General features: G+C 49.7%; 22 protein-coding genes. 3 read left to right on the top strand and 19 right to left on the bottom strand.

The genetic code is table 11. The annotated features are described in order from the left end of the window. Positions 1-440 precede the first annotated feature (440 nt). The 5 genes from Q8L79_RS08535 to Q8L79_RS08515 all read right to left on the bottom strand — a co-directional run bounded on the left by Q8L79_RS08535 (position 441) and on the right by Q8L79_RS08515 (position 2,693). Positions 441-890, bottom strand: coding sequence for a DUF2383 domain-containing protein (locus Q8L79_RS08535; protein WP_305270024.1), 450 nt, complete (start codon positions 888-890; stop codon positions 441-443). Positions 891-996: 106 nt separating this feature from the next. Beyond that, complete coding sequence (locus tag Q8L79_RS08530; protein ID WP_305270022.1) at positions 997-1,512, bottom strand: hypothetical protein; 516 nt, start codon at positions 1,510-1,512, stop codon at positions 997-999. 17 nt (positions 1,513-1,529) lie between these two features. Beyond that, positions 1,530-1,937 carry a BON domain-containing protein gene (locus Q8L79_RS08525; protein ID WP_305270021.1) on the bottom strand — a complete coding sequence of 136 codons (408 nt, stop codon included), beginning with the start codon at positions 1,935-1,937 and terminating at the stop codon, positions 1,530-1,532. Positions 1,938-2,175: 238 nt separating this feature from the next. Beyond that, positions 2,176-2,457: a CsbD family protein gene (locus Q8L79_RS08520; RefSeq protein WP_305270019.1), complete on the bottom strand. Its 282-nt coding sequence runs from the start codon at positions 2,455-2,457 to the stop codon at positions 2,176-2,178. 59 nt (positions 2,458-2,516) lie between these two features. Next, entirely contained in the window at positions 2,517-2,693 is a 177-nt protein-coding gene (locus tag Q8L79_RS08515; protein ID WP_305270017.1) for a CsbD family protein, read from the bottom strand. Between the two features lie 410 nt (positions 2,694-3,103). Between Q8L79_RS08515 and Q8L79_RS08510 the strand changes: the two genes are divergently transcribed. After that, positions 3,104-3,334 (top strand): hypothetical protein, encoded by a 231-nt coding sequence (locus Q8L79_RS08510; protein WP_305270015.1) that lies wholly within the window; start codon positions 3,104-3,106, stop codon positions 3,332-3,334. 119 nt (positions 3,335-3,453) lie between these two features. Here Q8L79_RS08510 and Q8L79_RS08505 read toward each other — a convergent pair whose 3' ends face one another. The 14 genes from Q8L79_RS08505 to Q8L79_RS08440 form a co-directional block, all read right to left on the bottom strand. Further along, on the bottom strand, positions 3,454-3,906 hold the full coding sequence (locus tag Q8L79_RS08505) for a tellurite resistance TerB family protein (protein WP_305270013.1): 453 nt from the start codon (positions 3,904-3,906) through the stop codon (positions 3,454-3,456). 36 nt (positions 3,907-3,942) lie between these two features. Further along, positions 3,943-5,142 carry a TerD family protein gene (locus Q8L79_RS08500; protein WP_305270011.1) on the bottom strand — a complete coding sequence of 400 codons (1,200 nt, stop codon included), beginning with the start codon at positions 5,140-5,142 and terminating at the stop codon, positions 3,943-3,945. Between the two features lie 24 nt (positions 5,143-5,166). After that, positions 5,167-6,105: an HpcH/HpaI aldolase/citrate lyase family protein gene (locus Q8L79_RS08495; protein WP_305270009.1), complete on the bottom strand. Its 939-nt coding sequence runs from the start codon at positions 6,103-6,105 to the stop codon at positions 5,167-5,169. Beyond that, positions 6,102-7,196, bottom strand: coding sequence for a cysteine protease StiP family protein (locus tag Q8L79_RS08490; protein WP_305270007.1), 1,095 nt, complete (start codon positions 7,194-7,196; stop codon positions 6,102-6,104). Before Q8L79_RS08490 ends, Q8L79_RS08495 begins: the two co-directional genes overlap by 4 nt. 388 nt (positions 7,197-7,584) lie before the next feature. After that, positions 7,585-8,349, bottom strand: coding sequence for an HAD family hydrolase (locus Q8L79_RS08485; protein WP_305270005.1), 765 nt, complete (start codon positions 8,347-8,349; stop codon positions 7,585-7,587). After that, positions 8,321-9,511, bottom strand: coding sequence for a phosphoribosyltransferase domain-containing protein (locus Q8L79_RS08480; RefSeq protein ID WP_305270003.1), 1,191 nt, complete (start codon positions 9,509-9,511; stop codon positions 8,321-8,323). The genes Q8L79_RS08485 and Q8L79_RS08480 overlap by 29 nt, the downstream gene beginning before the upstream one ends. 8 nt (positions 9,512-9,519) lie before the next feature. Next, positions 9,520-10,344 carry an AIM24 family protein gene (locus tag Q8L79_RS08475; protein WP_305270001.1) on the bottom strand — a complete coding sequence of 275 codons (825 nt, stop codon included), beginning with the start codon at positions 10,342-10,344 and terminating at the stop codon, positions 9,520-9,522. 27 nt (positions 10,345-10,371) lie between these two features. After that, complete coding sequence (locus Q8L79_RS08470; RefSeq protein WP_305269999.1) at positions 10,372-11,397, bottom strand: ATP-grasp domain-containing protein; 1,026 nt, start codon at positions 11,395-11,397, stop codon at positions 10,372-10,374. A 6-nt stretch (positions 11,398-11,403) separates the two neighbouring features. Then, a complete protein-coding gene (locus tag Q8L79_RS08465) occupies positions 11,404-11,997 on the bottom strand; it encodes a TerD family protein (protein ID WP_305269997.1) in 594 nt (197 codons plus the stop codon). A gap of 234 nt (positions 11,998-12,231) precedes the next feature. Then, the gene (locus Q8L79_RS08460) at positions 12,232-12,807 is read right to left on the bottom strand and encodes a TerD family protein (protein WP_305269995.1); all 576 of its coding nucleotides are present in this window, start codon (positions 12,805-12,807) and stop codon (positions 12,232-12,234) included. Positions 12,808-13,266: 459 nt separating this feature from the next. Next, complete coding sequence (locus Q8L79_RS08455; RefSeq protein WP_305269993.1) at positions 13,267-15,909, bottom strand: nitrate reductase; 2,643 nt, start codon at positions 15,907-15,909, stop codon at positions 13,267-13,269. Between the two features lie 115 nt (positions 15,910-16,024). Then, positions 16,025-17,242: an NAD(P)/FAD-dependent oxidoreductase gene (locus Q8L79_RS08450; RefSeq protein ID WP_305269991.1), complete on the bottom strand. Its 1,218-nt coding sequence runs from the start codon at positions 17,240-17,242 to the stop codon at positions 16,025-16,027. A gap of 21 nt (positions 17,243-17,263) precedes the next feature. Further along, complete coding sequence (locus Q8L79_RS08445; protein WP_305269989.1) at positions 17,264-19,165, bottom strand: DmsC/YnfH family molybdoenzyme membrane anchor subunit; 1,902 nt, start codon at positions 19,163-19,165, stop codon at positions 17,264-17,266. A gap of 79 nt (positions 19,166-19,244) precedes the next feature. Further along, the gene (locus Q8L79_RS08440; protein WP_305269987.1) at positions 19,245-21,437 is read right to left on the bottom strand and encodes a molybdopterin oxidoreductase family protein; all 2,193 of its coding nucleotides are present in this window, start codon (positions 21,435-21,437) and stop codon (positions 19,245-19,247) included. A 587-nt stretch (positions 21,438-22,024) separates the two neighbouring features. Here Q8L79_RS08440 and glnL point away from each other — a divergent pair. Together glnL and ntrC are read left to right on the top strand one after the other, a co-directional pair. Next, positions 22,025-23,080, top strand: a complete 1,056-nt coding sequence (gene glnL / locus Q8L79_RS08435; RefSeq protein ID WP_305269985.1) for a nitrogen regulation protein NR(II) — start codon at positions 22,025-22,027, stop codon at positions 23,078-23,080. Then, a complete protein-coding gene (gene ntrC / locus Q8L79_RS08430; RefSeq protein ID WP_305269983.1) occupies positions 23,073-24,485 on the top strand; it encodes a nitrogen regulation protein NR(I) in 1,413 nt (470 codons plus the stop codon). The genes glnL and ntrC overlap by 8 nt, the downstream gene beginning before the upstream one ends. The last annotated feature ends 78 nt before the right edge of the window (positions 24,486-24,563 follow it).

Raw genomic sequence — 24,563 nt, 5'->3', positions numbered from 1 at the left:
GTCCAGCGCCTGGATGACGTCCTTATCCTGAACACCGGCGGCGGCTTTTAACAGAATGCGAGCTCGCGTTTGGCTGCGAGCGGCGCTTTTACCTTGATGAACAAAGGCTTCCAACTGAAGTTTTTCTTCGTCGGTCAAATTCACTTTATATTTAATGGCTGGCATGACTAAACCTCACTACACCAAAGCCAATAGCTATATCATAAATTATCACTTCAATATGACTGACTACTAGTGGGTTTGTATAATAGCCAACCGTCCTGATCTAAACCCTAGTGAACCGATGTTTGCCAAACTTAAGGCGGCGTTGTACAAGGGAAATGAACGAAGTAACGACGAACTCTGGTGGACTATCGGCCAGAGCATTGATTATTGCCACACTGATGAATGCCTGACTTATTTTAAAAACTTTGGACTTGCTTCTGACTAAGGAAAAAAAGCTATAGTCTGGATAAACCCCCGCTCAAAAGCTGATTCAATGTGCGTAAATGCGACTGTTGAGCATACAGCAACTTCCATTCAATTAAAGAACGAACATAGGAGGGTAACTCGATATCATGCAGTGCTTGTTTATACTTTTCTGCACCCCTTTGTTCTTCTTTCTGTAAAGTCTTTAGTATTGCTCTTTTGCCCAGCAAATTAGCACCCTTCAGAACTATTGTCGTCCATGTGATCCAGGCTGCCGAGATATCGCGGGGAGTACCGCCGAGTTGACAAATTTGTGCTTGTAACCTGGAAACCACATCTTTATGTGCCTTATAAATCAGCATTAAATATTTGGCTTCGCCTGGTTCCGTATTTTCTCTAAATTCATTCAAAACTTGTTGATAAGTTTCGGTTGCTGCTAATTCATCTTTCAGCAATTTGTTTAGTGTTTCAAGGTCGTGCATAACAAACCAAAACTCCACTGTAATTATCTTTTGACAGATCAAATAACTTAATCAAGTTTAGGCGCATCATTCGAGAATGATGCGCCTCCGTTCCTTTGTAAACCTGTTAGACTGTCTTTTCCTCGGTTGAGGAAATATCCTCTGCGTGAGCAAGCTTGAAGATTTCTTTTACCTTGTCGATCGCTTCACTGCTTTTCGTATGGACAGAAATCAAGGCATTTCCGCCGATGATTTTCCCTTCATAGCGTTTGGCTTCATACTCTGGCATACCCAGCCCGATTAAACCGCCGGCCAAGCCTCCTGTAGCAGCGCCTACTGCCGCACCACTTAATGCTCCCACAATGGGGCCCGCAGCAATTAATGGACCGACGCCTGGAATAGCCAGAGCGCCAATCCCGGCTAACAATCCAACTACTGCGCCAACCCCTAAACCTGTTGTTCCACCGATAGCGGCTCCTTCCGGCGCTTTGGTGTGTTTTTCATAAGCAAAATCCTTGGTGGTGGATTTGTCGGGAAACAAGACAGAGATATCATTGTTAGAAAACCCCGCCAGCTTCAGGTTAGTAATAATAACTTCTGTTTGCTCAATATTTTTGGCGATACAAAAAACTGCTTTAGTCATGATATTCTCCAGGGCCGTTAAGGCGCTTTATTTTCAAGTTGGTTGTTTACCTGCACTACGCCACGGATTTTCTTGGCGATTTTTTGCAGTTTTATACTTTCAGCTTCATTTGCAACGGGGCCGCGTAAAGTCACTACGCCATTACGGGTGATGATTTTTGCGTTCTGCGCATCGACTGATAGGGATTTATCTCTGACCACAGCTTGACGTATCTTAGCTGTGATTTTGATATCTTTTTTGGTTTCCTTTTGGTCTTCCGGGGTTAACGTCGTGTTGCTCTTGTCGCGAACATTGCGCTCGGTATTTTCCAATTCCGAGTTAGCTGCGATATGGAGTACGGTATTTTGTTCGGCTTGAACAGGAACGGTCATCATGAGTAGACTGCCCGTTAAAGTAAAAATGGTTAGTGATAATCGTGTAGACATAGTGTTCTCTTTAATAATACCTGTTTCAATTGGACGGCATTCATGCCGCACAGAAGTTGATGGTTGTTTATTGAGCGGGTTTCAGGACGGCTCTTCAAATTCGACATTCTTTAGCTTACCGAGATAATTGCGTCACTTAGTCTTCACAAGCTGGCATTCAGCTGTTCAACTGCAGCTGTGTGATTTTCGCGTATTTTGGGGCTTCTGAGATGAGGTTTGCTTCCGCCTAGGACTAGGTTTAGTTGCCTTTTTTAATGTCCTGTTTGATATCACCAAAATTACCCTGAGCTTTACCAATATTCTTTTGGATATTTCCCTCTACCTGCATTTTTTTGTCGTCCAGTATCACGCCGGTTGCCTCTTTGACTTTACCTTCGGCTTCATCGACTCGACCTTCTACTTGATCTTTGTTCATAGGTGGTGTTGCCTCTTGACTTTCTGCGGCGTAAACGCCAAATGAGCAGACTGTTAAAATGATAACCGCTCCTAAACCTGTGAGTTTCATGTTTGTGAATTTCATGTTCATTGCCTGTAAAAAGTATGGGGGAGTAGTTCGTTGCTGTTGTGCAGGTACTCGGTTCAGTTGCTATTCTTAATATCTTCTTTAAGATCACCAAAGCCCGCTCTAACCTTGCCGGCATTCTTTTGGAGATTGCCTTTCAGCTCCAACTCATCGTTGTCGAGTATCTTACCGGTAGCTTCCTTAATTTTGCCTTTGGCTTCTTCTGTTCGACCTTTTATTTGATCTTTGTTCATGTGCCTCTCCTGATAATTATTTAGCCATAACTCGATAGTCATAGCCAATGCGGGGAAAGATGTTTCCCACCACCGTGTAAAAGATACAGATAAAATGAAAGGCAGTCAGTGCGCTAGCAAACATAGGCGGAAAAACGGGATCAAGTCTTTATTTTTTAATCTTTAATTCGAATAACCAAAAAGGCTAAAAAGCAACTTTTGTTGCCCGACAGAGCTATGAGATAGTCAGTAATATCATGATTTCCAGAACAGTAGGGTATGCCAGTCCTTATGATATACCTCCAATCAATTGATTTTTTTGAGTACCTTTTTATGGCTATTAAAGCGTCAAGTATGGCTGGGGGCACAATCTTTCGGTGATGATGAAGACGACTACGATGTGGCGGTGGATCAGTGTGGGCTACTACCCCATGTGGTTTTTTAACGGCAACCGCCCAGCGGTGGAGTTCGACATAGATATTGACGCGTTCGGCGGAGGCTGGTCTGGTGGGTCGCTGTGGGGTGTGATCAACAATGGTTTTAAAATAATCGGCATCAATAGCAGCTGGGAAATGGATGGCTATGATCCAGCGCGCTGGGTCTTCGCGGGTGGCACGGAAAGGGTCAACCTCATCAAGCACGGCTTGGCGAATTTTCACTAGATTAAAAAGATACCGTAAAGCCGCTGGTTATCAATGTCGCACTTTTTAGGAATGTCGGCATCCGACACAATAGGCGACCGGTTAGTCGCCCATTGCCCCTTTATGACGGATTCAGGCGCTTACAATTCAAATTCAGCAGGATCAATCCCCAGTTCCTTGGCGATTCTGGTAGCCACCTTTTTTTCAGAATAGTCAAAGTTTCCGTCTGAAGATGCAATGCCGATAATCATGCGAACCAACAGACGCGAGGCTTGGGCATTTGATTTCATCTTGCCTAATGCTTCATAAGCTTTGGCTTCGCCGATATCCTTATCGAATTCAAGCTGGCCTACAAAGTCCTGAAAAGCCTTAATAACATCGCTGGTGGTAAAAATCGACAGCGCATCATGGCTTTCGATGAATTTGATCATTTTTTGCTTTTCTTCCGAACTGACGCTGCCGTCGGCCATAGCAACCAATGCGGAACCTGCCATCGCGGCATTCAGAAAATCCTTGTTCTTGAATTTTAAAGCCTCCGTTTTTAACTCGTTGGCTTTACTTTTTAACTGACTTAGAAAATTATCGAAACTCATTGTGCTCTCCTGATATTAAATGTTGTGGTGTAATTTTTACTTGCTGCCCGCGACATAGTTTAGCCCCCATCCGTAAGCGCGATCCATTTGTTGCTGACCTGAAAAATAATCGACCAGCTTGGTAATCTGAAGCTGTCCGTTAATATTTTCAAGCATCGCAATGGCGCACAGAAACTGGTCATTGCGGTAACTGTCAAGGCGTATTTCTATGTCGGGCTGATTTTTGGTTTTAATGGTGATGACGGCGTCAACATGCGACCAGTTCGGTACGCCTTCATAAATAAAGGTATAAATCAAAATACGCCTAAAGTCCTGCAAGTGTTTGCTGTTGATGCGTAGCGTTTCGCCGCCTACCGAACTGCCGCTGCGATCATCATGATCCAGTTCAATAAAGGGAAACTGGTGCAAATTGCCAAAATGACCGCCCAGCGCCTGTACCCCGCCAATCTGGCCCTGCTCGAACTCCCAGAGACAGCCCAGATCCAGGTCGATACCACCGGCGGATGAGGATTGACGGAAATGGCCTACCGATTTAACGGGCGTTGCGTTCCAATTCAAGTTAATCAGTATTTCGCCTGCATCGCCGGTATTTTTTTCCAGTGAAACGGATTGGCCTTTCTTCTCCAGCGTAATTTTACTCAAATTAACTTTCCCGGCCGGTGCTTGCGCCGGCGCAGGTGCAGGCTCAGGGCTTGCTTCCCCTTCGCCGATGTCCACGCCGTAAAACTCGGCTAAAGGCTGTAGTCCGCCGATAAAGCCTTGCCCAACGGCGCGAAATTTCCACTTATCCTGGTGTCGGTAAAGTTCGGCAACAATCAATGCCGATTCCTGATTGTGCTGCGTATCGAGCGAGAAACAGGCCATTTCAATGCCGGTCAAAAAATCCTTGACCAAAACGGTAACATTTTTAAGCAGGCTAAAATTTTGTCCTTTTGCTTGTCCACCGGAAAGGGTCATCGCCAAGGCAATCTTCTGAATGTCATGACCGGTGCGCTCAAGGTGAAGGGTAAATCGTCCCTGATCCGGCTCAAGCAAAATACCCCGCTCGGTTCGGGCGGGTTGATTAAAAAAAATGAAGTCATTATCCGTTGATACTTTGCCCTGGCCGTTAAGCAAAAAAGCGCTGACATCAACAGTTACGCCCGGCGAACCCTGCCCGTGACTGATCGAAACATGAAGCGCCGTCGTCGATAACGGACAGTTTTGCCCTGCAACCAAATCAATACGATTACTCATTCCGGTACCCTTTTTTATTTTTATTTATTTAACGGACAGCTCAGTATACTCCGGCAAAGCAATTGATTCCCTGTCGCCATAGTGTAGCTGCCTGTCTATAATCCCCTGCCCCCATTGTTTGTGCGTCGCCACTTCGCACATCGCGTCGTGCATCCTGAACACCGCAGGCGACGATCTTCGGATCAAGGCGAGCGCCATTTCGTAGTCCCCGCTATCGACACTGTACATCGCTTCAATGATCGGTACCTGGGTAGGATGAATCGCTGTTTTACCGGTCAAGCCATGCGCCAGATCCAGTCGAATCTCTTTTTGCAGGGTGACGGTATCATCCAGATATTCGAATACCGGCGCTGCCAATGAGAAGCCGTAAGGCTTAAACACCGTAGCCAGCTGCGCTATAACATGACCCAGCGGTGTTTCATACAAGGTCATATTCCTTGGCCGCCTGACACCTAAAAGGTTCATCAAGTCGTTGCCGCCAATCCGAAGCATTAATATCCGCGCAAAAATATCGTTCTGTAACAAGCCCTGACGCAAGTCATTCATCGCGCCAACATCAAAAACATCTTTGGTTTCCAGCGTCGGCATGACCTTAAATGATGTGCCCTGTAATTGATCGAAATAAGCGTGAAACACCTCTTCGTTAAATTTCGGCAACACAAAGCCGTCGACTTTTTCAATATCGGGTAGATCCAGCAGCCGGGCCAGGATTTCCGGATTTCTGGCGCGGATAAAACGGAGCCGGGTCGGCGTGTCTCTAAAGCCCTGCAAGCAAAGTCCCAAATGACGCAGACTGCTGTCTACCTCGCTATGAGACACAGCGTCTTCGGTACAAAAAATCATCGAACGCAAGGCTTCCAATTTTTCGCCATTGGCGCAGTCCATAAGGTCTCGGCGATGCGCGGGCATATACAGTGAAGCACCTAAACACCACGGTGAAAAAGATTTTGGCGGTGTATTCATAATTGGATCTCTTTAATTAACGCCACCGCCCGGTACGGCAGGTTGGTGACAATATCTATCGGAATAGACCGGGATTCGGCCAGCCAGCGCAAATGCCGGGTGGCCTCGCAATCCAAATCCTGTAACAACAACACCCGCGCTTCGCGGCGCAATAAAACCCGCGTCGCTTCACCGATACCGGGCTTAACGTAATTGTACTGTTTAACGCCGTAACGCTCGGCAATCCAGTTTAATAGTCCTTGGGAAACACTTTGTAATTGTAGCGGGTCATGAGAGCCTGTTTTGAAACCGCACTCGTATTCTTGCCACGCATGTTCAACGCAAGCCAGCATGGTGTCAATGAAATAGCGGGATAAATCGTGTCGCTCGAACTGCCGGTAATAAACGCAACCATGAAAATCGGTAGCGGCGGCTGTCTGCGGATCGTAAACCGAACGACTGACCAATCCGGATACGGTGGAATTCAAGATGCACGAAGGGATCAGATAATCCTCCGAACAAGCGGCAACCGCCGCGTTGCCTGATAAATCGGTCAGCACATACAGTTCAGCCGGAATTGTCACGCCATCGGTGACGGCAAAAGTCTGTAGGCTGGCGGCCAACTGCCGCGCAATAACGCCCTTCCCGGTCCAACCATCGACAAAAACCAACGATTCCGGCGCATGATTTTGCAAAATAGTGCGCAAGGCATTTTGATCGATGCCGACATCCCGCAGTATGGAAATGGAATAATGACTCGCCTCGGTGTTGAAATGGCGTTTGAGCACATGCTTGAGCAGTACGCCGACCGGCGTTCCGGCTCTGGCCAGTGAAACCAGGGTAATACCGTGCGGACGGGTGGCTAAGATGCGCTCCGACAAGACCAGCAAATGTCCGGCCATACGCTGCTGGTTTAAGTCCATCGCCTGATAAAACAGCGGCAAATAATGTTCCGGCGGCAAAGACTCATGCGTCAGCATCTGGGAATAATGTTTCTTGCCGGATTGAATCAAGGCTTCCTTGATATGAACCGGCGTGTCCTGCATCGTCATCGGTTTTAGCAGGAACTGTACATCGTCTAAGCTGTAACTGCCGCTGAAAGGAGCTGTCATTTATGTTGTGTAATTATTCAGTTGTTAGAAAAATGGAACGCTGATGCCAAAAGTAGGCGCCTACATTCCATTTTATTTGCCGGCTTGCTGTCGCCCGCACCCAAGGTTCTCCCCTCGTTCCCACGCGCCGCGTGGGAACGCAGTGCCGGACGCGCCGCGTCCCGTAGTTGTACGCTGTTGCAGTCGTCGGCAACTGCTCCTGCCTTGCTCTACCACCTGCATCCATGCAAGTAGCAGCTTCGCGAGACGGGAAGCTGGAGCTTCCCGCACCGAATTCCCAAGCTGGAGTTTGGGAACTAGCACAACGTCGTGTTCTTCGTGTCTTCGTGGTGAAAAGCTTTTTCCTTGCACTATTCGAGGTATTTTTATATGACTCGAGTAGCATCATTTATAGTGTTTCAACACAAGCCAGCGTTTGAAACAGCTGGGTATTTTTGGGAATTAACGCATAATCGCACAGCGCCATAAACGCCGCGTCGGTCTTGCTGTCGCCCGCGCCAAAGGTTAATAATTGGGGATGCTGCTGTCTGTAACCTTCCAGCAGGTAACTCACCGCGCTTTCCTTGTTGATGATTTTCGGTAGCAGCGCGAGGTTGTTGCCGTTCAAATGCCAATACAGACTGCCGTCGACAACGTGCGGATGCGACTTGATAAGCTCATCCAGCAACGTTTTTAATATCGCTTCGGTGCCGTCGCTGTGTTTGATCACGCCGTACCAGGTTATACCGAAATCGTCGACCAGCCGGGGCTTAAAACCGGGCAGGCGTTTTGCATAAAGCTCAACTTCCGCCCATACCTCCAGCAATTTTTCATGATACGCGGGCAAAGTTTGCATGATGTTATCCATCCACACCTTATCTACCGTGCGCTGTTTATTCAAAATCACCGCGCCGTGGTTCAATACCACTTCTTCCTGAAACGGCAGGTTGACGCGCTCAAAGGCGTGAACATCGCGTGCCGTTACCGGTACGATTTTGAAACCTTTGGATAACCAGTGCCACAACCATTGCTGCTTTTGCGTGGCGAACGAATTGGCCGAGCCGTCGGGCAAAAAAGCCCGCACTTGCAACCTGTTATCATCGACACCCGGAGCGCATTTCCTCAGGGTCTGGAACAGCGTGTCATCAAGATCTAAAAAAATGTAGCTTTGCATGGTTTGGGGTGTCTGGTTGAAGTTCGAATCTTGCGCTAATGGCTTGCCATGCGTGCAGCCGATCATTTAATGCGTCGCACAGCGGCGTTTCATGGCAAAGAATAATGTCACCGTAATCGTCCGGGTTCATGTTGTAAATAAAGTTGGGGATGCCGTCGTCATAGTTGTCTTCAAATCGGCATACCAAGCCAATATCGTTGCCTTGATGGATCGGCGAGCGCGTGGTGCTTTGCACCTTGACTTTAAAGCCTTGGCTTTCCAATTCCCTCCCCAGCAGATAGGCGGGAGCGTTGCATTCGCCTGTGCCTAAGACCAGAATCGGGTTCTCACCGCGGTTAAAACTGCTCCTATATAACTGCTCGACCACATCACTTTCCAAGCTGATCGGCGCATCCAAACCCAACCGGCCCGGCCAGGCCAATAGCTCTTTCTTACAGGCGCCATTGCCCGACACATTAACGGTGATACTGTCGATGGCGGTGTTTTGACTGTCCTCAAAACGCAAATGTCCCTGCCTGAAACAGACCCATTCCACCGCCACACCGGCTTGATCTTCCAAAGCGGCGCGGTCATCGGGATGGGCAAAATTGACCAGACTGACGATAAACACTTTACGCAATCCGGGATTAACCTGTTGATAGGCTTTAATCAGGCGTAAAAAAGTTTTGCCGGTACTGATTTCGTCGTCGATTAGCACCAGCGTTTCGGCCGTTAAAAACTGATCCCGGTGATTCGGTTGCTCAGGATAATACAAAAAAAAGTCAGTAGCATGACTATGCGCTTCTTCAAACTCAAGCCGTTCGATGCCATCCAGATGATAACGGGTCGTCTGAATAAACAAGGCTTGCTCGGCGCCTTCGCCGCAGGCTGCTTCAAATACGCCGTAGCCTAGACCGGTTGCGGTTTCCGCCATGCCGATCCACACTGATCCGGCGCCTACACCGTGTTTTAGCACCGCCCTTGCCAAGGCGCGGTAAGACCAGCTCATCAGCTTAGGCGATACCGGATAATGCTTGCCCAACACCTTGCTGACCAACAAAAACTTACGTTTGCTGCTGACTCTGGCAGCAAAACCCAGCAATCGGTTAAGCGGGATGTGTCCGGGTTCCAGATCAAGATGCAGCGTTCCGGTGTCTAAGGTTACGGTTACTGTTTTTGGCATTTCAGAATTCAAGTGTTGGTCCCCATGCTGCCTTGAGAGTGACTCAAATTGGCAATGCTGTTCATCATTTTCATTTTGTCGTAGACGCCCTGTGTTGGAGCTATCCAAACCATGCCGGGACCGGTAAACGTTTGCAATAAACCTTCCCCGCTGGTCACCGATTGAAATAATGACTTGCCCGATTTTTCTGCATGAAAGCTGACACTGGCAGTTCTTACAAAAGCAAAATTATCGTCGACAGACAGCTTTTCTCCGGCGGCCAAATCATACATCAGCAGCTCGGAAACCGGCACGGGCGAGTTAAGAACAACGACACCCGAACCTTTGACCTGCGTCTGAAAAAAGCCCTCGCCACCAAACAAGGCACTAGAGACATTCTGCTGCATTTTCGGACTCACCTCTAAACTGGCGGAGGCGCAATGAAACACACCTTTATCGAATATCAGCGCATCATTGTCGATATTGACCAATAAATAATGACCGAAACCCGGTTCCAAATAAATCTCGCCGGTACCTTTAATCCGTGACTGGAATAAAGTCTCTCCGGTCATGAATTTACGCATCAAACCTTTGGCGATTCCTCCGTGAGTGCTCGATTCCAGTTGCAGCGCGCCTTTCATAAAATACAACGCGCCCGGCTCGATCAGCAGTTCGCTTCTATCCAGCTTCACCCGAATCATTTTTAAATGGATATCGGCTTGATTGGCGAAAAATACTTTTTCCGCGACATCCAAATCGTCGGAGCCTTTCAGCGTTTTGTACTGCACCACCTCCAATACCGCGCCCGGTATGCTTTCGCTTTCTACAACTTCAAAAGGATCGATGTCAGTCATGGTTATTGCCCTTTATTAATCTGCCGCTCACAACAAACCGCCGCCCATCACCACCGGCGTATTAATCTCGGTTACCCGAAGCCCGTAACGAATGGTCGGCGTCTGGAATAGTTCACCTTTAACACCCTGCAAGGCAATATGCGCAAGGTTCGCACCGGATAAACACGCCATGCCGAAACCGCCCGAAGGACGTGGGTTGATTTCCAATAAACGTACGCCGTACACGCCTTCCTTGAACTGGATATTGAACAAACCGTTGAGCCGGTAGTGTGCGGTTAATCTTGCCACCATGCCGTCAATCTCGGCATTGTTGTCGATGGTTTGCCCGCCGCCTATCTGTTGCGATTTTTTGCGTTGTACCGCGCACAGCAATTCGCCGTGCCGCCCGGCGCAATCGACGCTCCATTCAGAACCGTCCAGATGCTCCATGACCAGCAGAGTGGCAAACTCGGGGGTGTTGGCCATACCGGCGCGCAATTCTTGCAACGGAATCTGGTATTCAATGCCTTTAAGTAATTGGGTGATGCTGTCGCGCTGGGTATCCAAAATCCGAAAGCCCAGGCCGAACACCGAAACCGCCGGTTTAACGCACAATCTTTGATGAGTTGCCGACAACTCAGTAACTGCGTTATCAAACGCAGCACGGTCACTGACGGCGATAAAATCCATGGTCTGTGCAACTTCCGCACTCAACGCGGTATAAAAATCGGCCTTGTCATGCAATAAGGTCAGCGTGTCGACATCGGCAACCGACACCACCTGTACGCCAATCGCCTGAAAAAATTCATGGTGTTTACTGATAAACGCCGCTTCTTTGCCGGGCCAAAATAACTGGACATTATGCTGCCGACAAAAATCCACGCACCATTCAAGATACTCTTGCTCAGTGAGTCCGGCAGGTTCGAGGTAACTCTCATCCGCAGCCAGAAAGGCGACTGCATGGGCATCGGTATGAGTGCAAATCAGGGTGATTTCGCCAACCGGAACCGACTGGCGAAGATTTCTAAATACGGCGTGTATGGTCGAAAATGTTTTGTTAAACCAAATTCTCATTGATGCCTACAAATGAATGATAATTTGCGGCAGCAACGCGTCAATGGTTCGACCTACGCCATTTTCGCCTATCGCATGCATTTTCCATTCGCCGCCATGCCGGTACACTTTCGCCATAATCTGCGCAGTATGAGAGCCTTGCGAACTCAAGGTGTAACGGGCAACCTCCGCATTATTGCTGCTGTCGACTATGCGGCAATACGCATTTTCAACTTCATCAAACGTCTGGCCGGAAAAAGAGTTGACGGTAAATACCAGCGATTTAACATTGGCAGGCACTTTATCCAAATCAACCTTGATTTGCTCATCGTCGCCGTCACCGGCCCCGGAACGATTGTCGCCGGTATGCACGATACTGCCGTCGCGGCTTTTCAGCTGTCCAAAATAAATGGTGTCGACAACCTTGTTTTGATCGTCAAACAAGACGCACGAAGCATCCAAATCAATGGAGTCGCTGCTGCCGCCGCCGAACAAGCCTTTCAACTTACTGACGGAGACTTTTTTGGCGTCCCAGCCCAGCCCCATAACGACCTTGCTCAGCGCACCGCCGGATTCTTTGGACAAAGAAATTTTTTGCCCTTTCTGTAGATTAATCGCCATAAATATTACCTCAATAGATGAACTGCGCTGCCGTTAAGAACAGGGGTTGCAACCCCGTGATCGTCAGCATTGTTTTTGATAGACCGGGTTGTCAGGAATAATTGATTTTTTGCAGGAGGGGCTTTTAGGAGTAACGCCGTTGACTTAAAAGCATGCGCTCTTTCTCCCTCTGGCGAGGGTTTTGCACTGCTTAAGTCAACAGTACTGAAAGTTAGCCCCTCCTATAAATCGCAATTAGACATTAACCCCGAAAGAAGCGGCCAAAGGTCCAAGTCCGCCTGCAAAACCCTGGCCGACGGCTTTAAACTTCCAGTCTGCGCCGACGCGGTAGATTTCGCCGAAAATCATGGCTGTCTCAATTGATGCATCTTCGCTCAAATCGTAACGGGCAATTTCTGCGCCGCCGTCTTCGTTGGTAATACGAATATAAGCATGATTGACTTGACCGAAATTCTGCTTACGCGCTTCGGCTTCATGAATAGTCACGGCAAACACGATTTTGTCCAGATCACCGGGCACTTTGGACAATTCAACCTTGACGGTTTCATCATCGCCGTCGCCTGCGCCGGTGGTGTTGTCGCCCATGTGCTGTACCGCGCCATCGCCGACTACTTTATTGTTGTAAAAACAAAAATCGCTGTCTGAGCGGACTTTACCGTCCATTTTAACCAGAAAGGCGCTGGCATCTAAATCAAACGCTGCGCCATCGGTTGCACGGGCGTCCCAGCCTAATCCCACCGCTATTTTATTCAGTCCCGGGGATTCTTTGCTGAGATTAACGTTACCGCCTTTCGTAAGTGATACTGCCATGATTCTCTCCTGATTGTTATTGAAGTTTATAGTGGATTATCATCGTTAAAGCCGCACAGCGACTCATGGAAGTTTTTTATCCCCGCTGGAATTAATCCGGTATTGACGCTCTAAAGCAGCAAATCCGCCTGACTCCCCCTGATCTACGGCTTTAAATTCCCATAATATGTCGACAGATGCCGGTCGCCATGATAACCGCTAATAAACGGCTTGCATAGTAAGCCATGTATTCCATAGAAGCGTATTTATTCGATGTGCGTGCGGCCTGATGGGCAGTTTGCCGAGGCGAAGCTTTCCCTCCGAACCGCAACCCTGTCGGCATCCATTAAAGCAGTGTAGGGGTTTACAAAAAGTCCATTCCATATTGTAAGAGGAGTGAATATGCCTTGGATCCGGCAAATGGCGCAAACGAGCTATAGTTTCGCCCGCCGGGACCGATTGTTTTGCGTAGCGTTTTCCTCACAACAGCGCCTTGATCTCCGGCACACAGGAGCCGCAGTTGGTTCCGGCTTTAAGACAACGACCGACTTCCTGATGGGTTTTGAGGCCTTTTTCCCTGATCGCGGCTTGGATGGTAAGTTCCCCGACATTGAAGCAGGCGCAAACGATAGTACCGACATCGGCGACACCCAACGGCGGCCTGCCGGTCAATAACGCCATGCGTTCCGCTTTTTCCAGCTGTGTTTTTGCAAACAAGCCGGTCAACCAGTTACGCTCCGAAAGCGCAGACTCGGTGGCGATAGAAACGATGCTTTCCAGCCGATTGTTCACAATGCGCGCGGCCCGGTAATTACCTCGACCGGAATCTTGATACTCCTGCCACTGGGGAGTTCCGCCATCGCTGTTACAGAGATTTTTTTGCGCCCATTCCCGCCAGTTTTCAGGCAAAGTTATCCCGGCCAGTTCATAACGATAATACTGTTCGCCTTTAATTTTTACCCAATACTCCGGTTCATTAATATTCAACTCGCAGCGAGACAGGATAAACCCTTGCCAAGCGGATTGATAAGCGTTGATGCGGACCGGCGTATGCTTGCTTTCCGGTTGGTTGGAAATCGGGTCGACCACGGCATTGACTAACGCGCCCATCCGTCCTCGACCTGCGTATTGTTCAGTCCAGTGCATCGGAACGAAGAGGCTGCCCGGAAGCTGGCTGTCGGTGATTTGCACCCGTGCGATCATTGATCCCCAAAAGCTTTCAATGGTTGCCAGACTGTTTGCAACTAGCCCATAGCGCTCCGCATCAACCGGATGCACCTCGACAAAAGGCTCGATTTTGTGCTGATTTAACTTCGCGGCAATAGCCGTGCGCGTCATGGTATGCCACTGGTCGCGCAAACGGCCGGTATTTAAAATCAGCGGGTAAGCCTGATCCGGCTGATTAACCGGTAAGCGCGGCGTAACCGCAATAAACTTGGCTTTGCCCGATTCGGTAAAAAACTGTCCGTCTTCAAACAGTCTGGCCCTGCCCTGCGGATAAGCCTGATTAACCGGCCATTGAATCGGCTGCAAACGATCGTAATCATGCCGGGACATATCCGCAAATGCCGATATGTCAAAATCGCGCAGGCCGTTATTTTCAAAACCGGACAGCTGGGCGTGTTCGCGAAAAATCTCCACCGGGCTTTGGTAATGAAACGCCTGTTCAAACCCCATCCGCCTTGCCACTTGGGTGATAATCCACCAATCGGGTTTGGCGCTGTCCGCCGGTTTAAATAACGCCCGCTGCCGTGAAATACGCCGTTCGGAATTGGTGACCGTGCCGTCTTTTTCGCTCCAGCCTTGCGCCGGTAACAGCACATGCGCCAGCGCGGTGGTATCGGTGTCGGCGATGCAATCGGACACCACCACAAACTCGCAGCCCTGCAAGGCTTGTTTGACTTTGTCGGCATTAGGCAAGCTGACCACGGGGTTGGTGCCCATTATCCACACGGCTTTGACCTTGCCCTCATAGATGGCGTCGAATAATTCCACGGCCGGATAACCCGGCTTTTGGGCAATGTTTGAGGTATTCCAAAACCGTGCGACCCGCTCTATATCGTCGGCGTTCGAAAAATCCATGTGCGCGGCCAGTTGATGCGACAAGCCGCCGACTTCGCGCCCACCCATCGCATTGGGCTGTCCGGTCAGAGAAAACGGCCCCACCCCCAGCTTGCCGATGCTGCCGGTCGCCAAATGGCAATTGATAATGGCATTGACCTTGTCGGTGCCGGATGACGATTGATTGATGCCCTGGCTATACAGGCTCATGACTTTTTTATGCCCGGCAAACCATTGATAAAAACGGTGCAGGTCGTCCTTGTCTAAGCAGCAAGTCTTTGCAACCTGCTTAATATCGATAGCGGCAGTATTCAGGGCGTCAACAAAGCCTTCGGTATGCGCTTCAATGTAAGCAACATCCAGTGCGTTTTGTTCGTTCAAAAAATGCAGCAGGCCGTTAAACAAGGCGGCGTCAGTGCCGCTCGCCAACGCTAAATGCAAATCGGCGATGTCGCAACTGCCGGTGCGGCGCGGGTCGATCACCACGACTTTTAACGCCGGATTGGCTTCCTTGGCTGCGCGTATCCGCTGAAAACTGACCGGATGACACCACGCCGCATTCGAACCAATCAGTATTATCATATCGGCCTGTTCGAAATCCTCATAACAACCCGGCACGGTATCGGAGCCGAATGCGCGTTTATGCCCGGCGACCGAAGACGACATGCACAAGCGACTGTTGGTATCCATATTACCGCTGCCGATAAAGCCTTTCATCAGCTTGTTGGCGACATAATAATCTTCGGTCAACAATTGCCCGGAGCCGTAAATCGCCACCGCATCCGCGCCGTATTTATTGATAACACTGATAAAGGAATCGGCAACCAGATCCAGCGCTTCCGTCCAGCTGGTTTCGCGCCCGTAGACTTTCGGCTGCAACAGCCTGCCTTTAAGTTCGATGGTTTCGCCGAGCGTCGAACCTTTGGAGCAAAGCCGCCCGAAATTAGCCGGGTGCGAGGTATCGCCGCTGATTTTAAGGCGATGGTGCGTTTCATTGATCTTGGCGCTGATTCCGCAGCCTACGCCGCAATAGGGACAAGTGGTTTGTATGGTTTTATTCATTAAAAACAGTTTGAATGTAAGTAGGTTAATTCACCACGAAGACACGAAGTTTTTATCTTCGTGTTCTTCGTGTCTTCGTGGTGAAATGCTTTAAGTTGATTTGGCAAGAATACCCCTACCCTGCATAAGCTCTACCGAAAATCAGGACATCCCTTATCTCGGAAATAGTGTCTCCCTTCTCCAGCAATTCCTGATACCAGCCGCCGTCGGCCGTGTCACCGTACAGCACCGCGCCGATCAGCTTGTTGGCGTTAACGACCAGTTTTTTATAAATGCCTAAAGCGGGATCGGTAAAATGGATGCTTTCACTGTGTTCATCGCCTTGAAAATCGCCGATCGAAAACAGGTTGATCCCTGTCACTTTGAGCTTGGTCGCGGTCGGCAAGGTGATATATTCGGCCGCGCCGTGCGCACTGAGATGATTGGCGCAGACTTTGGCCTGCTCAAACAGAGGGGCGACCAGGCCGAAGGTATCGCCGCGATGCTGGATACATTCGCCTACCGCATAAATGCTGGGATCGTAACTTTGCAAGGTATCATTGACGACGATACCGCGCTCGCAATAAATCCCCGATTGCTGGGCCAGCGTCATGTTGGGACGCACCCCGATTGCCATAATGAACAGATCGCATTCCAGCCGGCTGCCGTCTTCAAAACGTACCGCCTGGACATGGCCTTTTTCATCGCCTAACAGCGCCTCGGTTTTAGCGGCCATTTTAAACTTCAATCCGCGCCGTTCCAGTTCTGTTTGCAGCATTTTTCCGGCTTGCCTGTCCATTTGCCGGTTCAGCAAGACCTCATTGCTATGAATGACAGTCACATCCATGCCTCTTGAAACAAGCCCATTAGCGGCCTCCAAGCCCAATAACCCGCCCCCCAGCACCACGGCTTTTCGGCTGCGCGCCGCATAGCCGATCATTTTGTTAACATCGATAATGTCGCGAAAGCTGATTACGCCCTCCAGATCGTTACCGGGAATAGGCGGCACCACCGCTTTGGACCCGGTCGCAATCAGCAGACGATCGTATTCGGCAACCGTACCGTCTTCTGCAATGACTTTCCGACCGACCCGATCGATGCGCACCACCGATTTATCCTGCCCGGCATAGAGCTGAATGCCGTTATCGATATACCATTGGCGGCTATTGATAACAATATCCTCAATGGTTTTTTCGCCGCACAACACCGCCGACAGCATGATCCGATTATAGTTACCGTAGGGCTCGGCGCCGAACACGGTAATGTCGTATTCATCCGGCGCGGCGGATAATAATTCCTCGACAGTTTTCATGCCGGCCATGCCGTTACCGATAACAACCAGTCGCTGTTTCATCTTAAGTTCCTGCTGTTGTAATTACTTACCAAAAATCCATTTAACATGGGTCATCATATCCTTAAGCGAATTTTCTTTAAATGTCTGTATTAACTCGTTTACTTTAAATGCGTGATGCCTTTCGTAAGCCACGCCATGTTGGGGGGCATCGGCTAAACCGGTTGCTCTGGCATGATCGACAAAGCCGTCGTTTTTCCAGAAAAAAGCGCCCGGCATGGTGGTGGGTATCACCAGGGCAAAGAATAATGAACGACCCAATGCGCCTGTCGCCAACATTGATACCGTTAATATCAGCCCCATCACAAGGCTTGACAACCCGCTCATGGCGATCAGGGTTGCCAAGACCAGGCTAAAGCCCAGCAACCCATTGCGCAACAGGTATGGCTTGCCGTATTGCGTGACCTGCCGGTAATAAGAGGCCGCGCCTTCATTAGCGCTGACTTGCATATCACGGGCGTGTACGATATGACCTATCCCTTCGAGCGCCAAACCAACGGCCATAATCGTGGCTAAGGTTTGCAGCAAGACTTGCGTAGTAAGCTCTGCAAGCGGCAAGGCGCAAACGCCGACCGCGGCTATAATCAAAGCGCCAAAACTCAGCATGGACCCCAAAAACGCCGAGCCTGTCTGCCAGTGATTCCAAAACGGCCGCGCCGGAATACGGTACAGTTTGTACATATAAAACAGACCTATCGCCCCACTGAGGGTGCCGATAAAAGCAAAGCAGTCGGCGATAAATTGCATGATCGGATTATCGAACAATGCAAACACCGCATAGCCCAGCAGACCTGTGTAAAACAGCGACACTCCGGCGATTTCGCGGCTGACCGGGGACAGTCTCAGATTATTAAAGCCGCGGTAAAAGCGATGCGGCTTGCCCAGATGCATATTGAGCTTAAACAAACCTATCGTACTTATAATGACCATCGCGATGATTAGCGGCAATAACACGGCGCTACTCTGCAGCGCCGCTAAGGATGCAATCCCTACTAACGGCCCCGCAATCAACATTAAAAATGCACCGACGGTTGCCTGAGTAAATAAGGTAAAAATCACGTGCGCACTTTCATGGCTGGTGAGCAGTTTACGCAGATTCCAGTGTTTTTCGCGGCCCATTTTTTCATCGACGACCGGTTTGAATTTGCCTTCGTTATCATCCCGATGATATTTCAGCGGCATTGAATCGGTGCGCGTCATTTCCCTGTGCGTTGAGCGGGTTTGCTGAAAGCGGATATTAGGATGGGTAATATCGGTGGTAGGAAAACCGGGGATTTCGGCTTTGGCCTGCACACGGTTTTCAGGGATGTTTTCTATGACCCCAAAGTCCAGCGCGTTGCCCAGGCAGGCCGCGACGCAAGCGGGCTTCAAATTGACTTCAAGGCGGTCGACGCACATATTGCATTTGGACACCTCGCCTTTTACCGGGTCTAACTGCGGCGCGTTATAAGGACAGACCCAGGTGCAATAACCGCAGCCAAAACAAATATCGGGGTCTTGCAAGACCGCGCCGTATTCGGCAAACTTGGTGTAGGCGCGCGTAGGACAACCCGTTAGACACACCGGATCGTCGCAATGATTGCACGCCATGGAGATATTAAGGCGTTGATAATCGGGAAAGGTGCCGCCCTCGACAAAGCCCACTGACCGGTAAGCCAGATGGATCGGCACATCATTCTTTTCGCTACAGGCGGATTCGCAAGCATGACAGCCTATGCAGTTATCGGCATTAAAATAGAAGCCGTGCTGTTTGTAACGATTGGGGTTTTCGCCAATGTCGGCATCACCGTTAATGTTTAGGCTTTTATTTCTCAGCTCACTATCGGCATCGGTCAATTCGATATTTTGACCGTAGCGATTCCGGACTTTAGTTTCTTTATCGCTTAGCAAAGCGTATTGGGGTTCGTCATTGCGTACTTCAAACATAATAAATCCTGAGTAGGTCGGGTCGGGTTAAGTTACGCTCGGCACGCTCCATGCAGTCGTAACCTAACCCTACAGTGCTTTAATAATTACGCGACTCTTTGTTCAATTGCGCAGCCATGTTCTGGTCGATAGTTTCAATACATACCGCCGATTGCTTAAAGGCCGGTTGCCGCGAGTGCGGATCCAAAAGACCTAAGGTTAAGCGATTGACGCAATCAAAAAAATGAAACGGAATAAACACCATGTTTCTAGGCACGCGCTGCGTCAACATGACCATAACAACGGCATCGCCTCGACGCGATACGACCCGCACATAAGATTGATGAGCAATACCCAGCTCCTCTGCGGCATCGGGATTCATTTCCATAAATGGAATCGGACTGAATTTGTTGTTATTACCGATCTTCCCGGTTTTGGTGCGGGTATGCCAATGTTCCACCAGACGGCCGGAATTCAGCCAGAACGGAAATTGCTCATCCGGGACTTCATTATTGTTGATGAACGGCAAGGGAATGAGCTTGGCCCGGCCGTCTGCGTAACAGAACGTGGCGGGCTCGGTGTACAGCCGCTGGGTGCCCTTATCGCCTTGTTGGGCCTGCGCTTCGGTATACGGCCATTGAATGCCGCGTTGCTGTTCGATCAGGTCATGCGTCATACCCGAAATATCGCAGAGGCGTCCTTTGGACAGCGCCTTCATTTCTTCAAACACCTGTTCCGGTTGCTCGGGAAAGCTGATTTTTTGGCCTTGCTCAAATCGTTTTGCCAGCTCGTTAAAAATCTGCATATCCGATTTTGAATCGGCATGGGGCTGCTGCACCTGGCGAGTCAGATTGACGCGGCGTTCGGTGTTGGTAAAGACCCCTTCTTTTTCCGCCCAAGTGCCGGCGGGCAGAAAAATATGCGCGTATTGGCTGGTTTCCACATCGACATAGGAATCCTGCACCACCAGACATTCAAGTTTTTCCAGCGTTTTGCGGATGCGCGCGGTATTCGCCATCGAGGTCATGGGGTTGGTCGCTATCAGCCACAAGCCCTTAATTTCTCCTGTTTCTATGGCAGGAAAAATATCCGTTTCCGTCAAACCGCGTTGCTTGGGGAAAAATTCGGGATCGATGCCCCAGAATTGTGCTATTTCTTCGCGTTCCTGCACTTTTTCCAACGCCCGGTAACCCGGCAAACCCGAGCAGGAAGACCATTCCCGCGTCCCCATGGCATTGCATTGACCGGTAATCGATAAACTGGTGCCGCCCGGTTTGCCGATATTGCCGGTCACCAGATTCAGGTTATTGATTCCCACCACGCCGTCGGAACCGTGGGTGCTTTGGTTAATGCCCATGGTCCAGATACTCATCGCCTTGCCGGCTTTGGCATAAAGACGGGCGACGGTGCGAATGGTATCTTCATCAATGCCGCAAATTTTGGCCGCCCTACAGGGATCATAGTTTTCGACTTCTTTGGCCAGTTCTTCAAAACCGTTGGTGTTAGCGTTAATGTAGTCGCGGTCTTCCAGTCCTTCTTTCAGAATCACATGAATCAGCGCATTTTGCAGCACCACATCGGTGCCCGGCGTGATGGCTAAATGAATATCGGCATGCTGCGCAAAAATCGTGACCCGCGGATCAACCACAATCAACGGAAAAGGCCGTTTTTCCTTGGCATCTTTTAATCGCCAATAAATAATCGGGTGTTGTTCGGGGAGATTAGAACCCCAGGCGATCAGGCAATCGGTATATTCAAAATCCTCATAGCAGCCCGGCGGACCGTCCGAGCCGAACGAACGTTTATAGCCCGACACCGCCGAAGCCATGCAAAGCGTGGTGTTGCCATCGTAATTGTTAGTGCCGATCACGCCGCGGGTTAACTTGCCCAGGGTATAGAATTCTTCGGTGAGTAATTGCCCGGTTGATACGATAGCGAAGGAATCGCGGCCGTAAGTCGTCTGAATCCGCTTGATTTCAGCCGCCATTTTGTCCAGGGCTAAATCCCAATCAGCCGTTTGATAAGGATGGTGCGGTTGGTCGCGCACCAGCGGCGTTGTACCGCGCCCGCTTGCTTCAAATACTTCATATTCAAAAATCCCTTTGAGACAAAGCTTGCCGCGATTGACGTCGGCGCCGCTTACGCCGCGCGAGGCAACGGGTTTGCCTTCGGCATTGGCGCCGATTTCAATGGAACAACCGGTTGAACAATAGCCACAGGTTGAATAGGTCCATTTAACAACGCCTTTGTCGGCCATCTTGATGGGATTTTTTTTATTTCGACCAAATAACATAGTTGCTTCTCGTATGTTGCCAACACAATTTGTTGGCTTTAATTGACTTCATGGATCTTTAACAACCCTCAGCCAGACGATCCGCTCATCGCTTACCCGAATTGTTAATGCATCTTCGCTTTAATGATCCCTTTCCAGAGTAATTACACTACGACGCCTCTTTGCGTCGCCCCGATCGACTGCGAACCGGTAGCTGCCTTTGTGCAACAACATCAATAGGCAACGAGCCGCGTTCTTCGACAAATACTATATCTGTCATCAGGCTGGTGAAAGCTAACAGCAAACCGCATGCCACAAGCTTTAATCCGCTGACCTTGTCCTCTTGCATGTAGTCTGGGGGCGTTGGCGAAGCAAAGTCTTGACAGCCTCCTGAAGCGAGCCATAAAAAAACCGAAACCTAGGCACCAATATGGTGCATACTTAGCCAATCTGGTGCAACCTCCCGGCTGAATATGCGCTTCCCGGCACGCCAGTTGCTTAAATTAAATAGAAATGAACGCTTCAAATGGTTTTTTTGGCTTATTGGTCTGTAAGTTGCTTACTATTAAATATTAAGTATTAACTCAGAAACGACACTTACGCAAATTATGCATAAACGTATACTTGATCATCTTAACGGCGCAATCTTGTTATTTGATCGCGCCTTAACTCTCACTTACATTAATTCTGCCGGAGAAATTCTGCTGGCCGACAGTTCGCGCCACTTGGTCGGTCTCGGCGCCCAAGAGTTATTCAAATCGTCCGATCCCGCCCTGCTGATGAATTTACAGCAATGCTTAACCATGGCGGAGCCTCTGGTCGATCGCGAGCTTATTCTGGATCGCATGAACCACAGCATCACCATCAATTTCAGCGCAACGCCGTTATTAAAAGATGAGCGCGTCAACGAGATTCTGGTTGAATTGCAGCAAGTAGACAATCACCTGCGCATATCCAAGGAAGAGCGGTTATTGACCCAACAGAACACCGCCAGATTACTGGTCAGAGGCCTGGCGCATGAAATTAAAAATCCCTTGGGCGGCCTACGCGGCGCGGCACAGTTGCTGGACCTGGAATTGAATGACCCGGAACTCAAGGAATACACCCGGATTATCATTGCCGAATCCGACCGCCTGCAAGGCTTAATGGATAAAATGCTCGGCCCCAACAAACTGCCGAACAAGAAAGCCATCAATATTCACGAAGTCCTGGAACGGGTCAGGCAACTGGTTCAAGCCGAGTCCAACCTCACCATTAAATCCGACTACGACCCCAGTATCCCTAACATACTGGCGGATAAAGACCAGCTCATTCAGGCCATTTTAAATATCGCCAAAAATGCCGTTCAGGCGCTGAACGGCGAAGGCAATATTATTATCAAAACCCGAATTCACCGGCAAGTGACCATTGGCCGCAAACGCTATAAATTGGCGGTGAAATGCGACATTATCGATAACGGACCGGGAATCGAAGCCGACATGATGAATCAGATATTTTATCCGATGATTACCGGGCGCGCAGACGGCACCGGCCTGGGTTTATCGATAGCTCAAGCGCTGATCAATCAACATAACGGCTTGATTGAATGCAGCAGCGAACCTGGAAACACGGTGTTTTCAATCTTCTTACCCATTATTGCGCTACCGGAGACCGGCAATGACTAAGTCCGAAACTGTCTGGATCATTGATGACGACAAATCCATACGCTGGGTCGTGGAAAAAGCACTGCAAAAAGCGGACATCAGCACCCGCAGTTTTTCCGGTGCGGCCGATTTGCTGATCGCATTGCAGAACGATTTACCCGATGCCCTGATTACCGATATTCGTATGCCCGGCATGGACGGGCTGGAACTTTTGAACAGGATTCAATTGAGCCACCCGAACCTGCCGGTTATTGTGATGACCGCTCATTCCGACCTGGAAAGCGCGGTCTCGGCATTCCACGGCGGCGCTTTCGAGTACCTGCCCAAGCCCTTCGATATTAAAGAAGTCGTCGATCTGGCCCACAGAGCCTGCATTCACAGCAAGCAACAGCAAGTTACGGTGGTTTCGGATGTACACACAGCAGAGGAAACCACGCCGGAAATCATCGGCGAAGCGCCATCGATGCAGGAGGTATTTCGCGCCATAGGCAGACTGGCCAGATCGCACATCACTGTGCTGATCAACGGCGAATCGGGCACCGGCAAAGAGTTGGTTGCCAAAGCCTTGCATCGTCACAGCCCGAGGGCCGCCAACCCGTTCATCGCCCTGAATATGGCCGCCATCCCCAAAGACCTGATGGAATCGGAATTGTTCGGCCATGAAAAAGGCGCATTTACCGGCGCCCAATCGCGCCGCGCCGGACGCTTTGAACAGGCCGACCGCGGCACCCTGTTTCTTGATGAAATCGGCGACATGCCCGCCGAACTGCAAACCCGTTTATTACGCGTATTGGCTGATGGCGAGTTCTATCCGGTCGGCTCGTACGCAGCCGTTAAAGTCGACGTGCGCATTATTGCCGCCACCCATCAGAACCTTGAAACCCTGGTAGAGCAAGGCCGTTTTCGGGAAGATTTATTCCACCGCTTAAACGTCATCCGTATCCACATTCCACCTCTGCGCGAGCGTAAACAGGACATACCGTTGCTGTTGCGCCACTTTTTAAATCAGGCGGCTGCCGAGCTCAATACCGAAATTAAAATCTTAAAACCCGAAGCGGAAGCTTTTTTAAGCACACTGGACTGGCCGGGCAATGTAAGACAGCTGGAGAACAGCTGTCGCTGGCTGACCGTGATGGCTTCGGGCCGGGAAATTCATCTGCATGACTTGCCGCCCGAATTGCTTAACACATCGTCAGAAAAAAACGCGGCCGAAACCGGCTGGGAAGCATTATTGAGGAACTGGATAGACCAGCAGCTACTGCGCGGGAACGAGGCTGAAATTGCCAAGCAAATCATCCCCGCTGTTGAAAGCATTTTAATAAAGGCGGCGTTAAACTTTACCCACGGAAAACGCCACGAAGCCGCTATCTTATTAGGTTACGGCAGAAACACCCTGACCCGGAAAATTCAGGAGTTGGAAATATGATGGTTGCTCTGCGCCCTTGTTTCTCCATGGCGTTACGCTACGAGTAGCCATCCATTGGTAATTACTTGCGTCCTCACT

This window comes from Methylobacter sp., from assembly GCF_030680395.1.
Taxonomy (GTDB): Bacteria; Pseudomonadota; Gammaproteobacteria; order Methylococcales; family Methylomonadaceae; genus Methylobacter_A.
The sequence above is the reverse complement of the archived record's forward strand: the minus strand, read 5'-3'. Positions and strand labels throughout refer to the sequence as shown.